This is a genomic window from Micromonospora sp. NPDC049175 (assembly GCF_043197345.1).
Taxonomy (GTDB): Bacteria; Actinomycetota; Actinomycetes; order Mycobacteriales; family Micromonosporaceae; genus Micromonospora.
This window is the reverse complement of the sequence record NZ_JBICSY010000002.1, coordinates 1,175,642-1,195,967: the sequence shown is the minus strand read 5'-3', so window position 1 is coordinate 1,195,967 and position 20,326 is coordinate 1,175,642. Positions and strand designations below refer to the sequence as shown.

The 20,326-nt window shown below is 72.4% G+C and carries 14 protein-coding genes; 6 read left to right on the top strand and 8 right to left on the bottom strand.

The window, feature by feature from the left end; genetic code table 11:
- The first annotated feature begins 168 nt into the window (after positions 1–168).
- The 3 genes from ACGFH8_RS12620 to ACGFH8_RS12610 all read left to right on the top strand — a co-directional run bounded on the left by ACGFH8_RS12620 (position 169) and on the right by ACGFH8_RS12610 (position 2,327).
- The gene (locus ACGFH8_RS12620; protein WP_393366526.1) at positions 169–666 is read left to right on the top strand and encodes a flavin reductase family protein; all 498 of its coding nucleotides are present in this window, start codon (positions 169–171) and stop codon (positions 664–666) included.
- A 453-nt stretch (positions 667–1,119) separates the two neighbouring features.
- Positions 1,120–1,926, top strand: coding sequence for an SAM-dependent methyltransferase (locus tag ACGFH8_RS12615; protein ID WP_393366525.1), 807 nt, complete (start codon positions 1,120–1,122; stop codon positions 1,924–1,926).
- Between the two features lie 80 nt (positions 1,927–2,006).
- Entirely contained in the window at positions 2,007–2,327 is a 321-nt protein-coding gene (locus ACGFH8_RS12610) for a transposase (RefSeq protein WP_393366523.1), read from the top strand.
- Here ACGFH8_RS12610 and ACGFH8_RS12605 read toward each other — a convergent pair.
- On the bottom strand, positions 2,248–2,973 hold the full coding sequence (locus tag ACGFH8_RS12605) for a TetR/AcrR family transcriptional regulator (RefSeq protein WP_393366521.1): 726 nt from the start codon (positions 2,971–2,973) through the stop codon (positions 2,248–2,250). The genes ACGFH8_RS12610 and ACGFH8_RS12605 overlap by 80 nt on opposite strands.
- Positions 2,974–3,112: 139 nt before the next feature.
- Here ACGFH8_RS12605 and ACGFH8_RS12600 point away from each other — a divergent pair, with 139 nt between their 5' ends.
- A complete protein-coding gene (locus ACGFH8_RS12600) occupies positions 3,113–4,054 on the top strand; it encodes a DMT family transporter (RefSeq protein ID WP_393366519.1) in 942 nt (313 codons plus the stop codon).
- A gap of 326 nt (positions 4,055–4,380) precedes the next feature.
- Here the strand turns inward: ACGFH8_RS12600 and ACGFH8_RS12595 are convergent, their stop codons facing one another.
- Entirely contained in the window at positions 4,381–5,544 is a 1,164-nt protein-coding gene (locus tag ACGFH8_RS12595; RefSeq protein WP_393366517.1) for an acyl-CoA dehydrogenase family protein, read from the bottom strand.
- 250 nt (positions 5,545–5,794) lie between these two features.
- On the opposite strand from ACGFH8_RS12595, the gene ACGFH8_RS12590 reads away from it, so the two are divergent.
- Together ACGFH8_RS12590 and ACGFH8_RS12585 are read left to right on the top strand one after the other, a co-directional pair.
- On the top strand, positions 5,795–7,222 hold the full coding sequence (locus tag ACGFH8_RS12590) for a UDP-glucose dehydrogenase family protein (protein ID WP_393366515.1): 1,428 nt from the start codon (positions 5,795–5,797) through the stop codon (positions 7,220–7,222).
- A 148-nt stretch (positions 7,223–7,370) separates the two neighbouring features.
- Positions 7,371–12,266, top strand: a complete 4,896-nt coding sequence (locus ACGFH8_RS12585; protein WP_393366513.1) for an SCO7613 C-terminal domain-containing membrane protein — start codon at positions 7,371–7,373, stop codon at positions 12,264–12,266.
- A gap of 108 nt (positions 12,267–12,374) precedes the next feature.
- On the opposite strand, the gene purE is transcribed toward ACGFH8_RS12585, so the two are convergent.
- From purE to mca, 6 genes are all read right to left on the bottom strand, one after another.
- Positions 12,375–12,866, bottom strand: coding sequence for a 5-(carboxyamino)imidazole ribonucleotide mutase (gene purE, locus ACGFH8_RS12580; protein ID WP_393366511.1), 492 nt, complete (start codon positions 12,864–12,866; stop codon positions 12,375–12,377).
- A 26-nt stretch (positions 12,867–12,892) separates the two neighbouring features.
- The gene (locus ACGFH8_RS12575) at positions 12,893–14,068 is read right to left on the bottom strand and encodes a 5-(carboxyamino)imidazole ribonucleotide synthase (RefSeq protein WP_393366509.1); all 1,176 of its coding nucleotides are present in this window, start codon (positions 14,066–14,068) and stop codon (positions 12,893–12,895) included.
- Positions 14,069–14,179: 111 nt separating this feature from the next.
- Positions 14,180–16,216 (bottom strand): thioredoxin domain-containing protein, encoded by a 2,037-nt coding sequence (locus tag ACGFH8_RS12570; protein ID WP_393366507.1) that lies wholly within the window; start codon positions 16,214–16,216, stop codon positions 14,180–14,182.
- A gap of 53 nt (positions 16,217–16,269) precedes the next feature.
- Entirely contained in the window at positions 16,270–18,801 is a 2,532-nt protein-coding gene (locus ACGFH8_RS12565) for a putative bifunctional diguanylate cyclase/phosphodiesterase (RefSeq protein WP_393366505.1), read from the bottom strand.
- Between the two features lie 178 nt (positions 18,802–18,979).
- The gene (locus ACGFH8_RS12560; protein WP_393366503.1) at positions 18,980–19,273 is read right to left on the bottom strand and encodes a hypothetical protein; all 294 of its coding nucleotides are present in this window, start codon (positions 19,271–19,273) and stop codon (positions 18,980–18,982) included.
- Between the two features lie 48 nt (positions 19,274–19,321).
- The gene (gene mca, locus ACGFH8_RS12555) at positions 19,322–20,203 is read right to left on the bottom strand and encodes a mycothiol conjugate amidase Mca (RefSeq protein WP_393366501.1); all 882 of its coding nucleotides are present in this window, start codon (positions 20,201–20,203) and stop codon (positions 19,322–19,324) included.
- Positions 20,204–20,326: the final 123 nt, after the last annotated feature.

The window sequence follows — 20,326 nt, the reverse complement described above, 5'->3', positions numbered from 1 at the left end:
GACAATTCCGGACCACCTTCGAACTCTTCGCCGCGTTACCGGCATTCATGCTGGCCAAACCCAATGTCGCCGACGTTGATTGCATTCATTTCGGTCAACCGGTCGATCACTCCGCGCCCGCCCCCGGTCGATCGCGGGCCGGCGGCGACCGGAACGGAGGACAGACTCGTGAACCCACCCGCGCCAACGGTTGAACCCGACCAGTTCCGGCACGTTCTGGGCCACTTCGGCACAGGCGTCACGACGGTGACGGCCCTCGATCCCGCATCCAACCGGCCGGTCGGCCTGACCGTGAACTCGTTCGCGTCCGTCTCGCTACGCCCGCCGCTGGTCTCCTTCTGCGTCAGCCGGGACAGCGGGAGTTGGCCGATCATGCGCGCCGCCGACCGACTCTGCGTGAACATCCTCTGCGTCGAACAGCAGGCCGTCTGCGAACGCATGGCCGCCTCCCGGGTGGACCGCTTCCGGGACCTCGACTGGGAGCTGTCCCCCGGTGGCGCGCCGATACTGGCCGGCGTGGTGGCCTGGATAGAGGGCACGGTGGAAGCCGAACATGACGCCGGCGACCACGTCATAGTCGTGCTGCGGGTGCACCACCTGCACGGTCGGACGGACGGGCAGCCCCTGCTGTTCCTCCGCGGTCGCTACGGCCGCTTCACCTACTGAGCGCGACGAGATGCCACCGCCGACCGGCGCTCCTCGACGACGCCGACCCGGACAGTAACAGGGGGCGGAGGCTGTGCTCACGCACAGTGAGAATCGAGTTTGCCGCCCGGCACGCCGCTGAAGCCAGTTTTCGCAGCGGGTGTTCGCTCGACGAGTTCGGCCCGCTCGTGATCCGGCCGCCGCCGGCACCGGCCGCACATCCGGCACGGCCGCCTGCGAACCATCACAAGTTGCCACCCTCGGCACCGGCCTGCACTCCGACGCCGCAGCCCCACGGTAGAGGATCGGTGGTCGCCCCAACCACCGGCGACGCCGCGCTCCGGAAGGGGTGAACCGGGCCGGCTACTGGCCCTCACGCAGTTGCCTTACCTGGGCACCCGATTGGAGTCCGCCAGGCCTTCGGACCGCCGCCCCACTTGCGTCGCCGAGCCTTCCGTGCGGAAGAATGCCCTCATGACTGAGGACCGGGAGTTCCCGTCAGGCTCCAGATTGGACACCACGGTTCCGCACTCGGCGCGGATCTGGAACTACTGGCTCGGCGGCAAGGACAACTTCGCGGTCGACCGGACCGCCGGCGACGAGGTGATCGCACACATCCCGGACATCCCCATCGGGGCGAAGTCCGAGCGCGCGTTCCTCAAGCGCGTGGTCCGGTTCCTCGTCGAGGATGCCGGCATCCGTCAGTTCCTCGACGTCGGCACCGGCCTCCCCTCGGCGGACAACACCCACGAGGTCGCGCAGTCCCTCGACCCGCACTGCCGGGTGGTCTACATCGACAACGACCCGCTCGTCATGGCACATGCGCGTGCGCTCCTGACCAGCGCGCCCGAAGGCAGCTGCGACTACGTCGAAGCCGATCTGCGGCAGCCGGACACGATCCTCGCGTCCGCGCGGCAGACGCTCGACTTCTCGCAGCCGATCGGGCTCATGCTCCTCGGCGTCGTCAACCACCTCATCGACGACGACGTGGCGTACGGCTCCGTCGCGCAACTGGTGCAGGCACTGCCCACCGGTAGCCACCTGGTGCTCACCCACTCCACCGCGGAGATCCACGGCGAGCCGATGCTGCGCGTGATGCGGGAAACCACCGAGCGCGGCGGCACGCCGATCCGCGCCAGGACGAAGACGGAACTCGAACGCTTCTTCGACGGGTTGGATCTGCTGGAGCCCGGCGTCGTTACGTGCTCGCGCTGGCGCCCCCACCCCGAGTCCGACGAGCCGGAGGTCTACCTGTTCGGCGGCGTCGGCCGCATCGGCTGAGCTGAGCCTTTCGACCCCTGTCAGTCGCGGTGGCGTTGGGCTGTCGACCAGGCACCCGGTTGGCGGTGTCGGTGGCCCGGATGACGTTGATCCGGATGATCCAGCGGATGCCCGGCCCGCCACCGGTGACGCCGACGGTGCCGGGCGTGGACGACTTCGCCCAACGCCGTGGGCACCGGTACGCCACCGTCCTGATGGACATGCATATTCGCCGGCCGATCGACGTCCTGCCCGACCGCACCGCCGACACCCTCGCCGCCTGGCTGCGCGAACACCCCGGCGTTCAGATCCTGAGCCGGGTCGCGGCCGGTGGCCCCGACCTCAGCCGGCCGAGGCGGGCCGGTGGTGGCCGTGGGCGTTGGCGTGGTGGGCGTTGGCGTGGTGGCCGCCGTCCGGGGTGACCCGGGCGAGCACCGCACCGGCCAGCCCGTCGAGCGAGCGGATGATCCGCTCCGGGGTGAGGCCGCGTTCCCGTCGCTGGTGCTGGTAGAGCTCGGGTGCCAGTGGCGCCAGCAGGGCGTCCGCCAGGGTTTCCGGGTCGGGCGCTCCGGCCGCGACCAGCAGGATGCGGACGTGCAGGTGCCAGAAGCCGTAGGCACCAGTGCGGAACCGAGCGGCGCCAGTCTCGCCGCCCAGGGCCAGCGGAAGATGCTCCTCCAGCAGCTCGACCATGGCGGCGTAGAAGGCGCTGAGCCGCTGCTCCGGCGGGGCACCGGGTCCGAGTGGCGGCTCGCCCCGGATGACTCGTTCCTGGAGTCGACACTCGTGCTCGTCGAGCAGGGCGACGGCGACCGCTGCCGGGTCGCGGTAGCGCCGGTAGAGGGTCGCCCTACCCACCCCGGCGGCACGGGCCAGGTCCTCCATGGTCACGGTGCGCGGATCGCGCTCCCGGAACAGGCGTCGGGCCGACTGCAGGACGCGCTCCCGGTTGCGGACGGCGTCGGCGCGCTCCCTGGCGCGGGGCGCGGGCGCACCCGAGGCATCCAGGTCGGCCAACAGCCGATGGAGCTCGGAGGAGCCTGGCTGGTCGATCTGACGATCTGGCACACCGGGACCGTCCGTCGCTGAGCCCGCCATGGCATGACCCTACCTGGTCACGAACGATCCGGACGAGCGTCCCAATTTCAACAGGGGTTCGTCTATGCTAATCGGACAGGTTGTCCGCTTAGCTGCTCAAGGTGGTTTCATGCATTACCTACTTCTCGCGTCAGCCCTGCTGGTGGGCTGCCTGCTGGCCGTGCAGACCTCGGTCAACCTGCAGCTCAACAAGGCGGTCGGCACGCCGTACGGCGCGTCGACCGTGCAGCTCAGCGCGGCTGCGGTCCTGTTGCTGATCATCGGCACCGTGTTCGGCGCGCAGAACGCGCTGGGCACGCTTCCCGATGCCACCTGGTGGCATCTGCTCGGTGGTCTGGCCAGTCCGCTCTACATCACCAGCGGCATCCTGCTTTTCCCCCGGCTCGGTGCGCTGCTGACGGTCGGCCTCTTCGTGACCGGGCAGATGTTCGCCTCGCTGGGGCTCGACCTCTTCGGCCTGCTCGGGGTGTCGAAGAAGCCACCGTCGGTGGTGATCGTGCTGGGCGCGCTCGCGGTGCTCGCCGGCATCACCGCCATCGTGCGGGGCCAAAAGGCAGCGGCGCGGCAGGCCGGATCGGGCGCCCCGCCGGCCCTGGCCCGGACGGGCTGGCTGCTGCTCGGTCTCGTCGCCGGTGCGGTCCTGCCGATCCAGGGGGCGGTCAACGCCAAGCTCCGGGCCGACCTCGACGAGCCGCTCGCCGTGGGCCTGGTCAGTTTCATCGTCGCCACCCTGACCATCCTGATCGTGCTGCTGGTGCTGCTGGCCACCCGCCGGACGCCCCACCCCGACCTGGGCAACCTGCGGACGGTGCCCTGGTGGGGCTGGCTCGGTGGCGCCTGTGCCGCCGCCTACGTGGTGGCCACGTTCATGTTGATCCCCGAGATCGGCGCGGCCACCACTGTCGCCCTCACCGTTACCGGCCAGCAGCTCGCCTCTGCCCTGATCGACCAGTACGGCGTCTTCCGGCTGCCCCGCCGGCCGCTCAGCACGGCCCGGTTGACCGGTCTGACCCTGCTGGTGCTGGGCTGCCTCCTGGTCCAGCTCGGATAGCCCCGCCGGTCCGCAGCCGGGTCGGGCCGCCCCCGCCCGATCCGGAGCCGGTCCGAGGGCACAGACCCTGGCCCGAGCCTGGCATCTCGCAGCCGAGCGCAACCCCCACGCCAACGCCGTCGACCACCGTCCGCCAATGGCTGGCCGCGAGGCTCCGCTCGGCCCAACCGACACCGCGCACTCACTACTCGACGCAACATACCGATCGGTCGGCAGTCAGCTACGTTCCTCGATCGAGCGGGCACCCCTCCTGAATCACTCAGCCACGTTGCGTGGCCATACCGATCGACCCGCTTACACCCGCCCTGATCTGCTAAAAGCCTCGATCAGTCCTTCAGGAGCTGCCGCGCCATGACGATCCGCTGCACCTGGTTGGTGCCCTCGTAGATCTGGGTGATCTTGGCGTCGCGCATCATCCGCTCGACGGGGTAGTCCCGCGTGTAGCCGTAGCCGCCGAGCAACTGCACCGCGTCCGTGGTGATCTCCATGGCGGCGTCCGAGGCGAAGCACTTGGCCGCCGCGCCGAAGTAGGTGAGATCGGCGTCGCCGCGCTCCGACTTGCCGGCGGCCGCGTACGTGAGCTGCCGGGCCGCCTCCAGCTTCATGCCCATGTCGGCGAGCATGAACTGGATGCCCTGAAACTCGGCGACCGCCTTGCCGAACTGGCGACGCTCGGCCACGTACCCCTTGGCGTAGTCGAGCGCGCCCTGCGCGATCCCGACGGCCTGCGCGGCGATGGTGACCCGGGTGTGGTCCAGGGTCTTCATCGCGGTGGCGAAGCCGGTGCCCTCCGCGCCGATCATCCGGTCGGCGGGGATCCGCACGTTGTCGAGGTAGACCTCGCGGGTGGGCGAGCCCTTGATGCCGAGCTTCTTCTCCGGTGCGCCGAAGCTCACACCGGCATCGGACTTCTCCACCACGAAGGCCGAGATGCCCCGGGAGCGGGCAGTCGGGTCGGTGACGGCGAAAACGGTGTAGAAGTCGGAGACGCCCGCGTTGGTGATCCACCGCTTCACGCCGTTGAGCACCCAGTGATCCCCGTCACGCACGGCCCGGGTCGTCATCGACGCGGCGTCGCTGCCCGCCTCCGGCTCGGAGAGGCAGTACGAGAACATGGCGTCCCCGGCCGCGACGGGCGTCAGGTAGCGGCGCTTGAGCTCCTCGGAACCGGACAACAACAGCGGCATCGTGCCGAGTTTGTTCACCGCCGGGATCAGCGAGGAGGACGCGCAGGCGCGGGCCACCTCCTCGATCACGATGGCGGTGGCCAGCGCGTCGGCGCCCGCGCCGCCGTACTCCTCGGGGATGTGCGGGGCGTGGAAGTCGGCGGCCCGCAGCGCGTCGTAGGACGCCTTGGGAAACTCCCCGGTCTCGTCGGCCTCGGCGGCGTGCGGGGCGACCTTCGCCGCGCAGACGGCACGCACCGCCTCCCGGATCGCCTCGTGCTCCTCGGGCAACCGGTAGACGTCGAACAACTCGCCTGCGGCCATGTTGGGCCCCTTCCCTTCACCGCTATCATGCGCAGTCTGTGACGACTCCTGACCGCCGACCGCGCAGACTGAAGACTAGCGACTGCAGTTCAGGTGATGTTACCGGCGCGTAGGTATGGGCATGAGGGTGCACCCACGCCGCTGGGCAATGATGGAGGACAACAGTGAGCCACCCCTCCGGTGCCCCGCCAGGCGCCGCAGCGGATTGCGGCGCGACGACGCGCCGCCAGTGCGAGCGGAGAAGACAGGCGTGACGATCCCCTACCCCACCATCCAGCCGACCCCCGCCATCGCGGCGGTGACGCCGCCCTCGGGCGCGCCTCGCCCGCGGGTGACGTTCCTGGGGACCGGCTACCTCGGTGCGACGTACGCCATCTGCTACGCCGAACTGGGCTACGACGTGCTCGGATTCGATGTCGACGCCGACAAGATCGCGATGTTGAACTCCGGTCAGGTGCCGATCCACGAGCCCGGCCTCGACGAGCTGCTGCGGCGCAACCTCGCCGCCGGCCGCCTCCGGTTCAGCACCGACATCGCCGAGACCGCCGACTTCGGTGACGTGCACTTCATCTGCGTCGGCACCCCCCAGCGGGCCGACGGGATGGGCGCCGACCTGTCGTACGTCGAGGCGTCGGTCACCGGCCTCGCGCAGCACCTCACCCGCAAGGCGCTGATCGTCGGCAAGTCCACCGTCCCGGTCGGCACCGCCGAGTGGGTGGAGCAGCTCGTCGGCAAGCACACCCCGCACGACCTGGGCGTCGAGGTGGCGTGGAGCCCCGAGTTCCTCCAGGAGGGCTTCGCCGTCGACGACGTCCTGCGCCCCAACCGGATCGTGGTCGGCGTGAAGAGCGAGTGGGCCAACGGCATGCTCTACGCCGCGCACAAGGGCGTGTTCGACCTGGCCGCCACCGAGGACCGCGAGGTGCCCCTGGTGGTCACCGACTTCGCCACCGCCGAGCTGGTAAAGGTCGCCGCGAACGCCTTCCTGGCCACCAAGATCTCCTTCATCAACGCGATGGCCGAGGTCTGCGAGGCCTCCGGTGGCGACGTCACCCAACTCGCCCGCGCGATCGGCTACGACCCACGGATCGGCAACCGGTTCCTCCAGGCCGGCCTCGGCTTCGGCGGCGCCTGCCTGCCCAAGGACATCCGGGCCTTCCAGGCCCGCGCCCAGGAGCTGGGCGCTGGCGAGGCGCTGCGGTTCCTGCACGAGGTCGACCTGATCAACCTGCGCCGTCGTACCCGGGTGCTGCACCTGGCCTCGGAGCTGCTCGGCCGCCGCTCCGGTCCGGCCGGCCCGGACTTCTCCGGCACCCGGATCGCCGTGCTCGGCGCGACCTTCAAACCCAACACCGACGACGTCCGCGACGCCCCGGCGCTCGCCGTCGCCGCACTGCTGCACAAGGCCGGCGCCGAGGTGCACGTGTACGACCCGCAGGGCACCGAGAACGCCCGCCGCGCGGTGCCGGAGCTGATCTACGAGGCCGGCATCAACGAGGCGGTCACCGGCGCGGACCTGGTCTGCGTCCTCACCGAGTGGGCCGACTTCCGCAACGCCGACCCGGTCGCCCTCGGCGAGTTGGTGAACGGTCGCAAGGTGGTCGACGGCCGAAACTGTCTGGACTCGACGCTCTGGACCCAGGCCGGCTGGGAGTACCGGGGCATGGGCCGCCCCTGATCGGACCACCCCACCGGCCGGCCATCGAACGTCTCGATGGCCGGCCGGTGTCGTTGTTTGCCCCGGACCCGCCGACAAGAGTCGAAATCCGGGCCAGCTTTGGGCATGCTGCGACAGTAGAAGTCCACAGTGCGGGTGGAGGGGTGTCGTGGCGAACTTTCAATGCTCCTCGTGCGGCCGGGAGATCAAGCCGGCCGTCCACTGCCCACACTGCGGGGCCGACCAGCCGCAGTGGGTCGAGCACCTCGCGGACATCGAGCGTTCGATCGCGGAGATGAAGGCGCGCGACGCCGCCATCGCCCGCGAGCAGCGGCAGATCGCCGCGAAGATGCAGGCCGCGCTCTTCCAGCGGGACATCCTCGCCCACGCCGGCGAGGAGCGACTCAAGCAGGCCACCCGGCCCCGCCGGGTGCTACGCCGCCGCCCCGGCCGGCGGCCGTCGGCCGCCGGCACGTCCGCGCCGCCCCGGGTCCCCCGCCAGGGCGCCCCGACCGCGCCCGAGGACCCGCCGCCGCCTCCGCCGCGGCCAAGCTGGCTGGACGCGGACGATCCGGCCCATCCCCCGGAAGCCTCGTCGCGCGAGGTCCAGAACATCCCCCTCGGGCTGGGCGCGTTGCTGCTCGCGGTGGCCGCGGTGGTCTTCGCCGCGGTCGCCACCAGCTCGATGGACGCGCTGGCCCGGCTCGGCATCCTGCTCCTGGCCACGGTGCTGATGCTGCTCGCCCCACCGGTGCTGGCCCGGCGCGGGCTCACCTCCACCGCCGAGACCATCGCCGCGGTCGGCCTGCTGCTGGTGCCGCTCGCCGGCAACGCCCTCTGGGCCGTCGACCGGATCGGCGCCGGCGGCGCCTCCGGCACGGTCTTCGCCGGTGCGCTCTTCGCGGTCACCGCCGCGGTCGCCCTCGGGTACGCCGGCTGGACCGGTCTACGCGCACCCCGCTTCGCCACCGTGCTCGCCGCGCAGCCGGTGCTGCCGCTGTTGGCGTACGACCAGATCACCGGGCCGGGCGGCTGGGCGCTGGTGCTGGCCCTGGTCGCCCTCGTCGACCTCTGGCTGGCCCGCTCCGGGGTGGCCCTGGAACGCCCCGCCCGGCAGGACCCGCCACCGTCGGGCGCCACGTCGGCACCACGCCAGCGCAGCGCCGAGACCCGACCGGAGGGCGACCCGGAGGAGGCCGCCGAGCTGATCGACGCCGGCGCGGATTCCGCCGACAACCGGCCGGCCCGCCCGGTTCCCGGGCTCGGCGAGTTGACCTGGGTGCTGCACGCGGTGGCGGTCGCGGTCGCCCTGGCGTACGCGGTCACCGCCCTGCTCCGGGCGCAGACCGTGCCGACCGCGACCGGCGCCGGGGTGGTGCTGCTGCTGGCCGCCGCGATCGGGCTGGCCGGCGCGCTGGTGCTGCGTCGCCCGCCGCTGCCCGACGTCGCGGCAGGCATCGTGACGCTGGCCGTGATCGGCGCGCTGAGTCGCATCGCCTCGGTGGCCTTCCCGGGTCGGGCACTGCTGCTGATCGCGGCGGTCATCACGGTGACCGGGCTGGCCGTGCGCGCGGTCCCCGAGGCGGCCCGACGCGGCCCGCAGCTCGCCTCGGCGGTGGCGCTGACCGTCAGTGGGCTGGTGGTCGCCGGTGGCGCGCTCCGGGCCGGGTTGGCGCCGGTCCGGGCGGCACTGCCCGCCTGGGGTGCCGACCTCGACAGGTTCCCGGCCGAGCTGGCCGCCGCGGTGGGCCCGACCACCTGGCAGCTCGCGGGTGCCGCTCTCCTGCTCACCATCGCGGCGGTGCTGGCCCTGCCCTCGGAGATCCGCCGGGAGTTCGCGGTCGCCGGCGCGGCGCTGACCGCGCTCGCCGTACCGGCCTCGCTCGGTCTCGGTTGGGCCGCGGCACCCTGGCCGATGGTGATCACCGCGGTCGGCATCGGGGTCATCGGGCTCTCCGCCCGCACCCACCGAGCGGCAGCGGCGCACGCCATCGGGGCGGCCGTGGTGGGTCTGCTCGGCGCCGGTGCCAGCCTGTCGCGCCCCACGCTCACCGCCGCGGTCCTGCTCACCCTGTTCGCGGCCGGCACGCTTGTCGCGCTGGCACCCCGGGTCCGGATCGCCTCGGCCGCCTCCGACACGGTCACCGCCTGGGCCGCCGGAGGCGCGGCGTTCGCGCTGCCCGGGGCGGTGGCCGCGTTCGTGGCCGCCACCGTGCCCACCGACCCGACCCCGACCCCGGCCAGCCTCCGGGAGGTGACCGTTCCGGTCCTGGCGGCCAGCTTCCTGGCGGTCTGCGTGACCCTCGGCTACGCCGCCGTGGTGCAGGTCTCCCAGCGGCGCATCCCCGCACCGCTGTCGGTCGGCACCGGGCTGGGCGCGTTGCTCGTCACCGCCGCCGCGTTCGGGGCGCCCGGCGCGACCGTCGCCGACGCCTGGGTGGGCGCGTTACTGCTGGTCGCCGCGGTGCTGCTGTTCCTGGCCCCCTCCATCGACGCCGGCCGTCGCGCCGACCTTACCCTCGACGGCTCGGACCTGGCCGCCGCGGCGGTCACCACAGCCCTGATCGCCACGCTGGTGCGGATCGGAGCGGTGCTCGCCCCGGGCGGGCAGTTGGCGATGGCCGCTGCCCTGGTCCTGGTGGTCGCCGTGGGAGCACGCACCATGCCGGAGGAGTGGCGCCGCGGACCAATTCTCGGCCTCGCCGCCGGCGGTCTCCTCATCGGCGTCCTCGCCGGTTGGTCGGCGCTGCGCGGTGGCGTCGGCGTGCTGGCCACCCCCGGCCCGATCTGGCAGGGCGACCTGAGCGGCTGGCCGGCGTCGCCCGTCGGCGGGGCCACCTGGCAGGCCCCTGTGGCGCTGGCGCTGTTGGCCCTCGCCGCCGGCATCCTGCTCCCGCCGCCCTGGCGGTGGGACGTGTCCGGCGGGGCCGTGGTGCTCGCCACGATCGGCGCGCCTGCCGCTTTCGACCTGGCCTGGTGGTCGCCGGTCCTGGTCGGCGGAATGGTCGCCACCATCTACGGGATGGCCGCGGTGGCCACCGAGGAGGCGCGCGTCGGGTTGTCCCGGGCGACGGTGGCCGGGGTGGTCGCGCTGCACGCCGCCGGAGCCGGCCTGGTCCGGCCCTGGACGACGGCACTGGCCCTGGTCAGCATCGCGCTGATCGGCGTGGTGGTGGCGACGCTGGCCCGCGTCCTGGCCGGCCCCCAGGTGGCCGACATCGACACCGAGGGGATGCCACCGCACCTGGCGCAGATCGGTGGTGCGGCGATCGGTGCCGCGCTGCTGGCCCTTCCCGGTGCGGTGGCGGCGCTGGCCGCCGAATTCGAGAACTCGGCGCAGGTGGTGCTGACCGCCGCGCTGGCCGCGTCCAGCCTCGGCCTGGCCGCCGTGGCAGCGGTCCGCCGGCAGGTGCCGCAATATCTGCCCTGGGTCAGCGTCGCGGTGGTCGGCGGGGCCAGCATCAGCGCCCTCGCCGCCATCCCCACCGGCCTCCCCGCGGGCGTCTACGCTGCCGCCGCCGCCCTGCTCGGCGTGCTGGCCGAGCTGATCCGAGCGGCCACCGTGCCGCCCACCGGCTCGGCCCAGCCGGTCCGGCGCTGGGCGGTACGGCTCGACGGCGCGCTACGGCGGCTGCCGGACGACCCGGAACGGCGCCGGTGGCGGGTCAACCCGGCTGCCGGCGCACTGGCCGCGGCGGCCCTGCCGACCGCCCTGGCCCTCGCCTCGATCGCGCCGGCGCTCGTCACCGCGCTTGTCGAGCCACACCGCACCCTGACCCGGATCTGGCAGGGCCCGCCGCCGGAGCTGCTCACCCCGCCGCCGGATGTGGTCAATCCGACGCACGTGCTGACGGCGTTGCTGCTCACCGCGACCGCCGCGTTGGCCGCCACCGGGTTCAGCGGTGGCCGACGGTCCCGGGCCGTGCCGGTGGTGCTGCCCGGGGCAGCCGTCACCCTGCTGATCGCGCCCATCGCGTTGGGCCGGGGCTGGCCCGCCAGCACCGTCGCCGCGCTCGCCGTCTTCACCATCGCGATGCTCGGGCTCGCGCTGACCCCACCGCCGCCGCTGGCCGAGCGGGCCCGCTCGCTGCGGCTGGCCCGGGTGCTGGTGTTCGTCATGGGTCTGGCCGGTGGCAGCGCCGGGCTCGCCGGCAGCCTGGCCGACCGGCAGATGACCCTGTTCACCCTCGGCAGCGGTGTCGGGGTGGGTGCGGTGGGGGCGCTGTTCGGCACCACCCAGCGGGCGCGCATCCTCGGCTGGCTCTTCGCCTCGCTCATGGCGCAGCTCTTCGTCCTCACCGTGGGCCTGGTCGCCGGGCTGGCCGCGGTCTGGTCCGCGTTCGGGGTGCTCGCGGTCGGGGCGGTCCTGCAGGTGCTCGCCGCGACCCTGCCCCGGCTGCGCCGTCCGGAGGCGCAGCGGGAGGCGTCCACCGTGGAATGGACCGGTTACGCCGCCGCGCTTATCGCGTTGGCCCTCGCCTTCGACTCGCCGCGACACATCGCCGCCCTGCTGGCCGCCTGGGGTGCGGTCCTCGGCGTGGCGGCGACCCGGCCCGGCCGTCGGCCGGTGGAACGCCGGATCCTGTTCTGGGCCGTGGTGGTCTGCGAGATCACCGCGTGGTGGATCCTGATGCGGGTCGCCGACGTGGCGCTGCCCGAGGCGTACACGCTGCCGTTCGCCGCGCTGGCCCTGCTCGTCGGGGTCCTGGAGCTGCGCCACCGACCGGACCTGAGCAGTTGGATGGCGTACGGGCCGGCACTGTTCGCCGCCTTCGTGCCGACGCTGGCGATCGTGCTCGCCACCGAGTCCAGCACGGTCCGGCAGATGCTGCTGCTCCTCGGCGCGGTGGCGGTGTTGATCTTCGGATCGTCCAGCCGGCAGCAGGCGCCGGTGATCGTCGGCGCGTCGGTCACGGCGATCGCCGCGATCCACGCGCTTGTCAGCCTCGGCCCGTGGCTGGCGCTCATCCCGGTGGGCATCCTGCTGCTCGTGCTCGGCGCGAGCAACGAGCGCCGACGCCGCACCCAGGAACGCCTCCAGACAGCCCTGCGAGGCATGAGATAGATCCAAGGCCCCAGGCGACCCCTCACGCGATCTTGCACTTTCTGTCGCGGCACAAGGCGTAAATGCCACGAAGTAACAACCGAAAGTGCAAGATCGCCGGGGGTACGGTTAGGACAGGGTTGCCCGGAGGGCGGCTTCCTTGTCCGCCACCAGCTTTTCCAGGTTCTGCTGGTAGGTCGTCATGCTGGCGCGTAGCGTCTCGTCGGCCGCGCCGAGGATGCGGACGGCCAGCAGGCCGGCGTTGCGGGCGTTGCCGATCGACACGGTGGCGACCGGGATCCCGGCCGGCATCTGCACGATGGACAGCAACGAGTCCATGCCGTCGAGGTGCTTCAGCGGCACCGGCACACCGATCACCGGCAGCGGCGTCACCGAGGCGACCATGCCGGGCAGCGCGGCGGCACCACCGGCCCCGGCGATGATCACCTTCAGCCCCCGGTCGGCGGCGTCGCGGCCGTACTCGATCATCGCGACCGGAGTGCGGTGCGCCGAGATGACCCGCACCTCGTACGCCACACCGAAGTCGTCCAACACCTCGGCGGCGGCCTTCATGGTCGGCCAGTCCGAGTCGCTGCCCATGATCAGACCGACAGTGCTCACCGGGGTCTCCTTCTCGGCTGAGGGACTCACTCGTGCCCCTCACGCAGCCAGCGCGCGGCCCGTGCGGCCCGCGCCCGTACGTCGTCCAGGTCGTCACCGAGCACCGTGACGTGCCCGACCTTCCGGCCGGGCCGCACCTGCTTGCCGTAGAGGTGCACCTTGGCGCCCGGCTCGGCGGCGAAGAGGTGGTGCAGCCGCTCGTCGATCGACATGCCGCCCGGCTCTCCGCCGAGCACGTTCGCCATCACCACCACCGGCGCGGTGAGCGAGGTGTCGCCCATCGGGTAGTCCAGCACCGCCCGCAGGTGCTGCTCGAACTGCGAGGTCCGGGCACCCTCGATGGTCCAGTGCCCGGAGTTGTGCGGGCGCATCGCCAACTCGTTGACCACGATCGCCGGCCGGCCGGCGTCGTCGCGCACCTCGAACAGCTCGACGGCCAGCAGGCCGATCACCCCGAGCGCGGTGGCCAGGTCGATGGCGAGTTGCTGGGCGGCGACCGCCAACTCCTCGTCCAGGCCGGGCGCCGGGGCCAGCACCTCCACGTTGATGCCGTCCCGCTGCACGGTCTCCACCACCGGGTACGCGGCCACCTGACCGAACGGCGACCGGGCGACCTGCACGGCCAACTCCCGGCGCAACGGCACCCGCTCCTCCACGATCAGCCGGGTGCCACCGGCGAGCAGCGTGGCCGCCAACTCCGCGGCCTGGGTGGCGTCGTCGACCATCCAGACGCCCCGACCGTCGTAGCCACCGCGCGCCGCCTTGAGCACCACCGGCCAGCCGACCTGCTCGCCGAAGCCGACCAGGTCGGCGGGCTCGCCGACCGGCCGCCACGCCGGGTTGGGCGCGCCCAGCTCGGTCAGGCGTTCCCGCATGACCTGCTTGTCCTGGGCGTGCAGCAGCGCGTCCGCCGGCGGATAGAGGGTCACCCCTTCCGCCGCCAGCGTGCGGATGTGCTCCGAGGGCACGTGCTCGTGGTCGAAGGTGACGACGTCGCAGCCCTTGGCGAAGGTGCGCAGGGCGGCCAGGTCGGTGTGATCGCCGTACTGGACGTCGGCGGCGACGAGCGCCGCGCCGTCGTCGGGGGCGGTCGCGAGCACACGCAGTGACTGGCCGAGGGCGATCGCGGCCTGGTGGGTCATTCGGGCCAATTGGCCGCCACCCACCATGCCGACAACAGGCAGACCGGTACGGGAATCCATAGCGCGGCCAGCCTATCCGGGCCCTCGGCACGCCCACCCGGTGGGCCGGCGGCCCGCCCTGGAAGCGCCGCCGGGGCCACCCGGCATGCGGCGTAGGCAACTACTGTGCGCTCAGCCCAACTCGGCGACCAGATCCTCCACCGAGGTGACGGGCCGCTGGCAGACGAACCCCCGGCAGACGTACGCGGCGGACCGTCCGTCGACAAGCGGACGGTCCGCGAGCAGCGGCACCCCGGGCTGGTCCGGTTGTCCCGCGACGACAACAGCCCCGGGCGGGGCGTGCCGTCGGGCCGCGGCCACCAGGGGATCGCCAGCCGGGTCGTCGGTCACCACGGCGATCTCGTACGGTCCGGAGAGCAACGCCTCACCGACCATTGCCGCGTACCCGGTGAACCGCGGGTGCTGCCCGACGATCGGCGCGACAGTGGCGAGCGCCGCCTCGGCGGCCTCCCGGTAGCGCGTCTCCCCGGTCAACGCCGAGTACGCCACCAGCCCGGCGATCAACGCCGACCGGCCGGACGGGGTGGCGTTGTCGGTCGGGTCGGCCGGTCGGGCGACGAGCCGTTCCGCGTCGTCGGCGGTGTCGTAGAAGGCCCCACCGGGCGCGGCGAAGTGCGCCAACGCCGTGTCCAGCAACTCGCCGGCCAGCGTGAGCCAGCGTCCCTCGCCGGTGAGCTGGTGCAGCGCGCAGAAGGCCTCGGCCACACAGCCGTAGTCCTCCAGGACGCCCGCCGGCTCACCGACCCTGCCGTCCCGGGAGACCCGGCGCAGCCGGCCGTCCACCAGGTGCACGGTGGCCAGGTGCTCGGCGGCGTCGCGCATCGCGCCGTCGGCGACGATCGTCACGCCGTCCATCAGGTTGGCGTCCTCATCCCGCGGGGACGCGTACAAAGCGGCCACCTGGAGGAACTCGACGATGGCGGTGATCGCCAGGCCGTTCCAGGCGGCCACCACCTTGTCGTCGCGGGCCGGCTGCGGCCGGGTGTCCCGGGCACCGAGCAGTCGCCCGACCACCTGCTGCCAGCGGGCCCGGACCTCGGGGGCGGCGTCGTCGACGTCCCGGGCAAGCCTGAGCACGCTCATGCCCTTTTCGAAAGTGCCCTCGTCGGTCACCGTGAACAGGTCGGCGGCGAACCGGCCGTCCTCCTCGCCCAGCGCCTCGACGAGCTGCGCGGGCGTCCAGGCGTAGGTGAGCCCCTCGACGCCCTCGGTGTCGGCGTCCAGCGCCGACGCGAAGCCCTCCCCCGGGCGGTGCAGCTCGTCGGCGAGGAAGCGGGCGGTGTCCCGGGCCACCCGGCGGGCCAGCGAATCACCGGTGAGCCGCCACAGCTGGGTGTAGAGCCGCAGCAGCAACGCGTTGTCGTAGAGCATCTTCTCGAAGTGCGGCACCGTCCAGTGCGCGTCCACCGAGTAGCGGGCGAAGCCGCTGGCGAGCTGGTCGTAGATGCCACCACGGGCCATCGCCTCGGCGGTGTGCCTGGTGATCTCCAGGCTGCGCGGGTCGCCGGTGCGCTGGTGGTGGCGCAGCAGGAAAAGCAGGTTCATGTGCGGTGGAAACTTCGGGGCGCCGCCGAAGCCGCCGTTCGTCGCGTCGTACTCGGTGGCCAGCCTGCCGGCCGCGGCGTCGAGCAGCGGCGCGTCCAGCGGGGCGGTGGGGCCGCCGACGGCCTGTGCGCCGCCGATCGCCTCGACCACCGCGGCCCCCTGGCCCAGCACCGCTTCGCGCTGCTCCCGCCAGGCGGTGGTGACCGACTGGAGCAACTGCGTGAAGTTCGGGCGCGGGAAGTAGGTGCCGCAGAAGAACGGTGTGCCGTCCGGGGTGGCGAAGACGGTCATCGGCCAGCCGCCCTGGCCGGTCATCGCCTGGGTCGCGGTCATGTAGACCGCGTCCACGTCCGGGCGCTCCTCACGATCCACCTTGATCGACACGAAGTTGTCGTTCAACAGGGCCGCGACCTGCTCGTTCTCGAACGACTCGTGGGCCATCACGTGACACCAGTGGCAGGCCGCGTAGCCCACCGAGATGAGCACCGGGACGTCCCGCCGTTTCGCCTCGGCGAACGCCTCGTCCGACCAGGGCCACCAGTCGACCGGGTTGTCGGCGTGCTGGAGCAGGTACGGGCTGGTGGCGTCGACGAGTCGGTTCACCTGACGACCATAGCCAGCCCCGGCTCGGACCGCGCGGGCTCCACCGGAGACGGTCAGGAGGCGCCATCGGCGCGCAGCCGGAACACGTTCGACTCCGCCGAGTCGCGCAGCGACCCGAGCACCGCGCCGATCTTGTCGGCCGGCATCGGCTTGAAGAAGTGGTAGCCCTGCGCGGAGGTGCAACCCAGCTCGGCCAGGGCCAGCCGCTGCTCGGCGGTCTCCACCCCCTCGGCGACCACGCGCAGCCCCAGCTCGTGGGCGAGCCCCACGGTCGTCCGTACGATCGCGGCGGCCTCCGGCGAGTCCGTCATCCGGATCACGAACGACCGGTCCACCTTCAGCTCGTCCACCGCGATCCGGGTGAGGAAGGTCAGCGACGAGAAGCCGGTGCCGAAGTCGTCGACCGCGAGCTGCACGCCCATCGACCGGAGCGTGGCCAGCACCTCGTCGATGATCTCCAGCTCACTCATCACCACCGTCTCGGTGATCTCCAGGACCAGTCGGTGCGGCGGCACCTGGTGGCGGCGCAGCGCCTCGGCGATCTCCGCCGGCAACCGGGGGTCGAGCAGGCTGCGCGCCGACAGGTTGACCGAGATGGGGACGTCGAGCCCTTCCCGGGCCCAACCGGCGGCCACGCCGAGGGCCTTGTCCAGCACGTAGCGGGTGAAGGTGCCGAGCTGCTCGCTGTTTTCCACCGGACGGATGAAGTCGGCCGGGGTCAGCCACCCGCGCCGGGGATGCCGCCAGCGGATCAGCGCCTCCACCCCGGTGGGCCCGCCGGTTGCCAGGTCGACAGCCGGTTGCAACGCCAGCACCAACTGGTCGTCGACCTTCAGCGCCTCGCGTAGCTCGGCCAGCAGGGCAAGCTGATCGGTGCTGGCCGCGTCGCGGGTGCCGTCGTACGAGGCGACGTTGCCGCCGCCCTCCTTGGCCTGGTACATGGCGATGTCGGCCCGGCGCAGCAGCTCGGTCAGGTCGGCGGTGCCGGCGTCGGCCACCACCACCCCGACGGAAACCTCGATCGACATCCGGACGCCGGCCACCTCGGTCGGCGCGGCCAGTCGCTCCGCGATCTCGCGGGCCTGACGCAGTGCGTGGGCCATCGGGGCGGCCCGGTCACCGAGCACCGGGACCGCGGTGAGCAGCAGGGCGAACTCGTCGCCGCCGAGGCGGCCGAGCAGGTCGCCGGGGCGGGCCAGCGCGCTGAGCCGGTTCGCGGTCAGTCGCAGCAGTTGGTCGCCCGCGGCGTGACCGAGGGTGTCGTTGACTTCCTTGAACTGGTTGATGTCCAGCAGCAGCAGCGCCACCGGGTGATCGTGCGCGAGTTGTCGCAGCGACTGATCGCCCTTGCCGAGCATCGCCGCCCGGTTCGCCAGCCCGGTGAGCGGGTCGTGCACCGCCTCGTACGAGGAACGGGCGGTGACCAGCCGCAGCTCCCGGTGGGTCGCGGCGTCGTGCAGCGCGGCGGCGAGGGCGTCACCGAACGCGGCCACCGCGTCGCGTTCCCGGGCGTTGGGTGGGGCGGAGCGGGGAAACCGGACCCGCAGCCGACCGACCGGAGCGGCGCCGACCGACAGTGCCCGGCTCAGCTCGTGCTCGTCCGGCTCCGAGTGGTCCGGTGGGTCGGTCTCCCGGTCGACGAGCTGGCCGGTGGCGTCTCCCCGGTAGCGGTGCCACCGGCCGTCGGGCCGAGCGACGTCGACGTCCACCAGTTCGGCGTTGAACAGCGTCAGCGCCCCAGTGACCGCCGCGCTTGCCACACCTCGTTCGTCGAGCTGGTTGAGGGCCGCGGTGGCTTCGGCGAACGCTCGCCAACTGCGGCGCTCCTGATCGGAGCGCAGCCGGTAGCGGTAGGTCTGTTGCAGCAGCCACAGCAGTGGTGGGAGCAGCAGCAACCACCGTGGGTCGAGCTCCAGCAGGGCGACGACGACGAGCCCGACCGCGACGTTGCCGACGAACATCAGCAACTTGCCACGCAGCGCGGCGAGCAGCGGAGGCCCGATCGGCAGCCCGTGCCGCAGGCCCAGCGTCACCCCACCCAGCCAGGCCGTCACCAGGAGGTAGGTCACCGACCCGGCGATCACGGCCAACGCCAGCGTCGGGGTGGGCGGGGCGAGCAACGGCTGCCCGAGCGCGGTGGCCACGGAGACGGCGAGTGCCGTGGCGGCGGCCAGCGACGCGGCGATCCGAACGATCTCCAGGGCCGGGCGGCGGTCGGTGTGCAGTGAGAGCATCGTCCAGGCCAGGCCGGTGCCGAGCAGTGTGGCGGACGGCAGCCAGCCGGCCGGCGTCAGGTGCAGGCAGACGATCAACGCCGCCTCGCCCCAGGTGATGCTGACCATGCCCGCGGCCGACCGGAACCGCAGCCGGGCGAGCTGGGCGAGAGCGAGCACGCCGACCGCGATGCCGAATCGGGCCGGCCCGCCGAGGGGGTCGTCGGCCGGCAGCCTAGCGGGAAGGGTCAACCCGACCGCGGAGGCGACCAGGGCGGTCAGGGTGACGGCGGCGGTGAGCACGAGCAGGCGGCCCGGTGTGCCGCGCGCCCCGAGCCGGTCGAACGAGTCGCCGGCCGGACCGGAGGTCATCGACCTCCCCCGTCAGCCGACCGACCGATGTTGCGGCGGGCGGCCGGTGCTGTGTTGGTCATCGGCGCCCCCTCCCGCACACGGCTCGGGGACTTTTGGTCCCCCGGCGGAAGGCTAAGCCAAACCGGGTGGCCGCAACAGGGGGCGACCACCCGGTTCGGCGTGATTCACGCGCTGGCTACCCGTTCCGGTGCTGCTGGTGCCCATTGGGGCCGGCAGTGGATGAATCGCGCCCCGCGGTCCCGTCTGTCGGATCGACGACTGAAGCGTCGGCCCTGGTCGGGTCGACCGGCCCCGCCTGCTGCGGGAACCGGTCCGGCAGGCGGCGCAGCCGAGCGTTCATGTTGCGGATCAGCAGGATGGTCGCGGCGGCCAGCAGCAGGATGAGGAAGAGGCCCATCGGCCCGGCCAGACCACCCGTGCGGGTGTCACCGAAGTTGTTCTCCGCGAGCACCTGGGCAGCGGTCAGCATGGCGTTCCTCCGATGTGCGGTTGGTAACCAGGGTAGCCCTGCCCGGAATCAGCGCGCGTGCGCCGTCTCGCGCACTCCCGCGAAGAGATCGGACTCGGGCAGCGGGCTGTCGACCATGGATCGGGCCAGCTCGAAGTCCTCCGTCGGCCAGGCATGGCGCTGCAACTCCATCGGCACGTGGAACCAGAAGCCGTCCGGGTCGACCTGGGTGGCGTGGGCGCGCAGCGCGTCGTCGCGGACCGGGAAGAACTCGGAGCACTCCACCCGCGTGGTGATCCGTGGGCCCTTGTCGGGCCGGTCCTCCCAGCGCTTGAGCCACTCCTCGTAGGGCGACTCCTTGCCCGCGGCCAACATGCCCTCGTGCAGCGCCATGATCTTGGCCTTGGAGAAGCCGATGTCGTAGTAGAGCTTCAGCGGCTGCCAGGGCGCGCCCAGCTCCGGGTAGCGCTCCGGGTCACCGGCGGCCTCGAACGCGGCCATGCTCACCTTGTGGCACATGATGTGGTCCGGGTGCGGGTAGCCGCCCTCCTCGTCGTACGTGGTCACGACGTGCGGACGGAACTCGCGCATCAGCCGCACCAGCGGGCCGGCGGCCACCTCGACGTCCTGCAGGGCGAAACAGCCCTCGGGCAGCGGCGGCAGCGGGTCGCCCTCGGGCAGCCCGGAGTCGACGAAGCCGAGCCAGGCCTGATCGACGCCGAGGATCGCCCGCGCGGCGTCCATCTCGGCGCGGCGGATCTCGCCGATGTTGGCCCAGACGTCGGGGCGGTCGAGCTTGGGGTTGAGCACGCTGCCGCGCTCCCCGCCGGTGCACGTCACCACCAGGACGTCCACGCCCTCGGCGACGTACTTGGCCATGGTCGCCGCACCCTTGCTCGACTCGTCGTCGGGGTGCGCGTGCACGGCCATGAGTCGCAGCTGCTCTGCCAACTTCGGCACTCCTCGTCTGTGCCGGCCGGTGGACCCGACCGGGCTCGACCGGCTGACCTGCCGGGGATCGTTGCTCACCGCACCCTGTCGCCGGCCAGCACCGCAGGGCATGACCTGCCATTC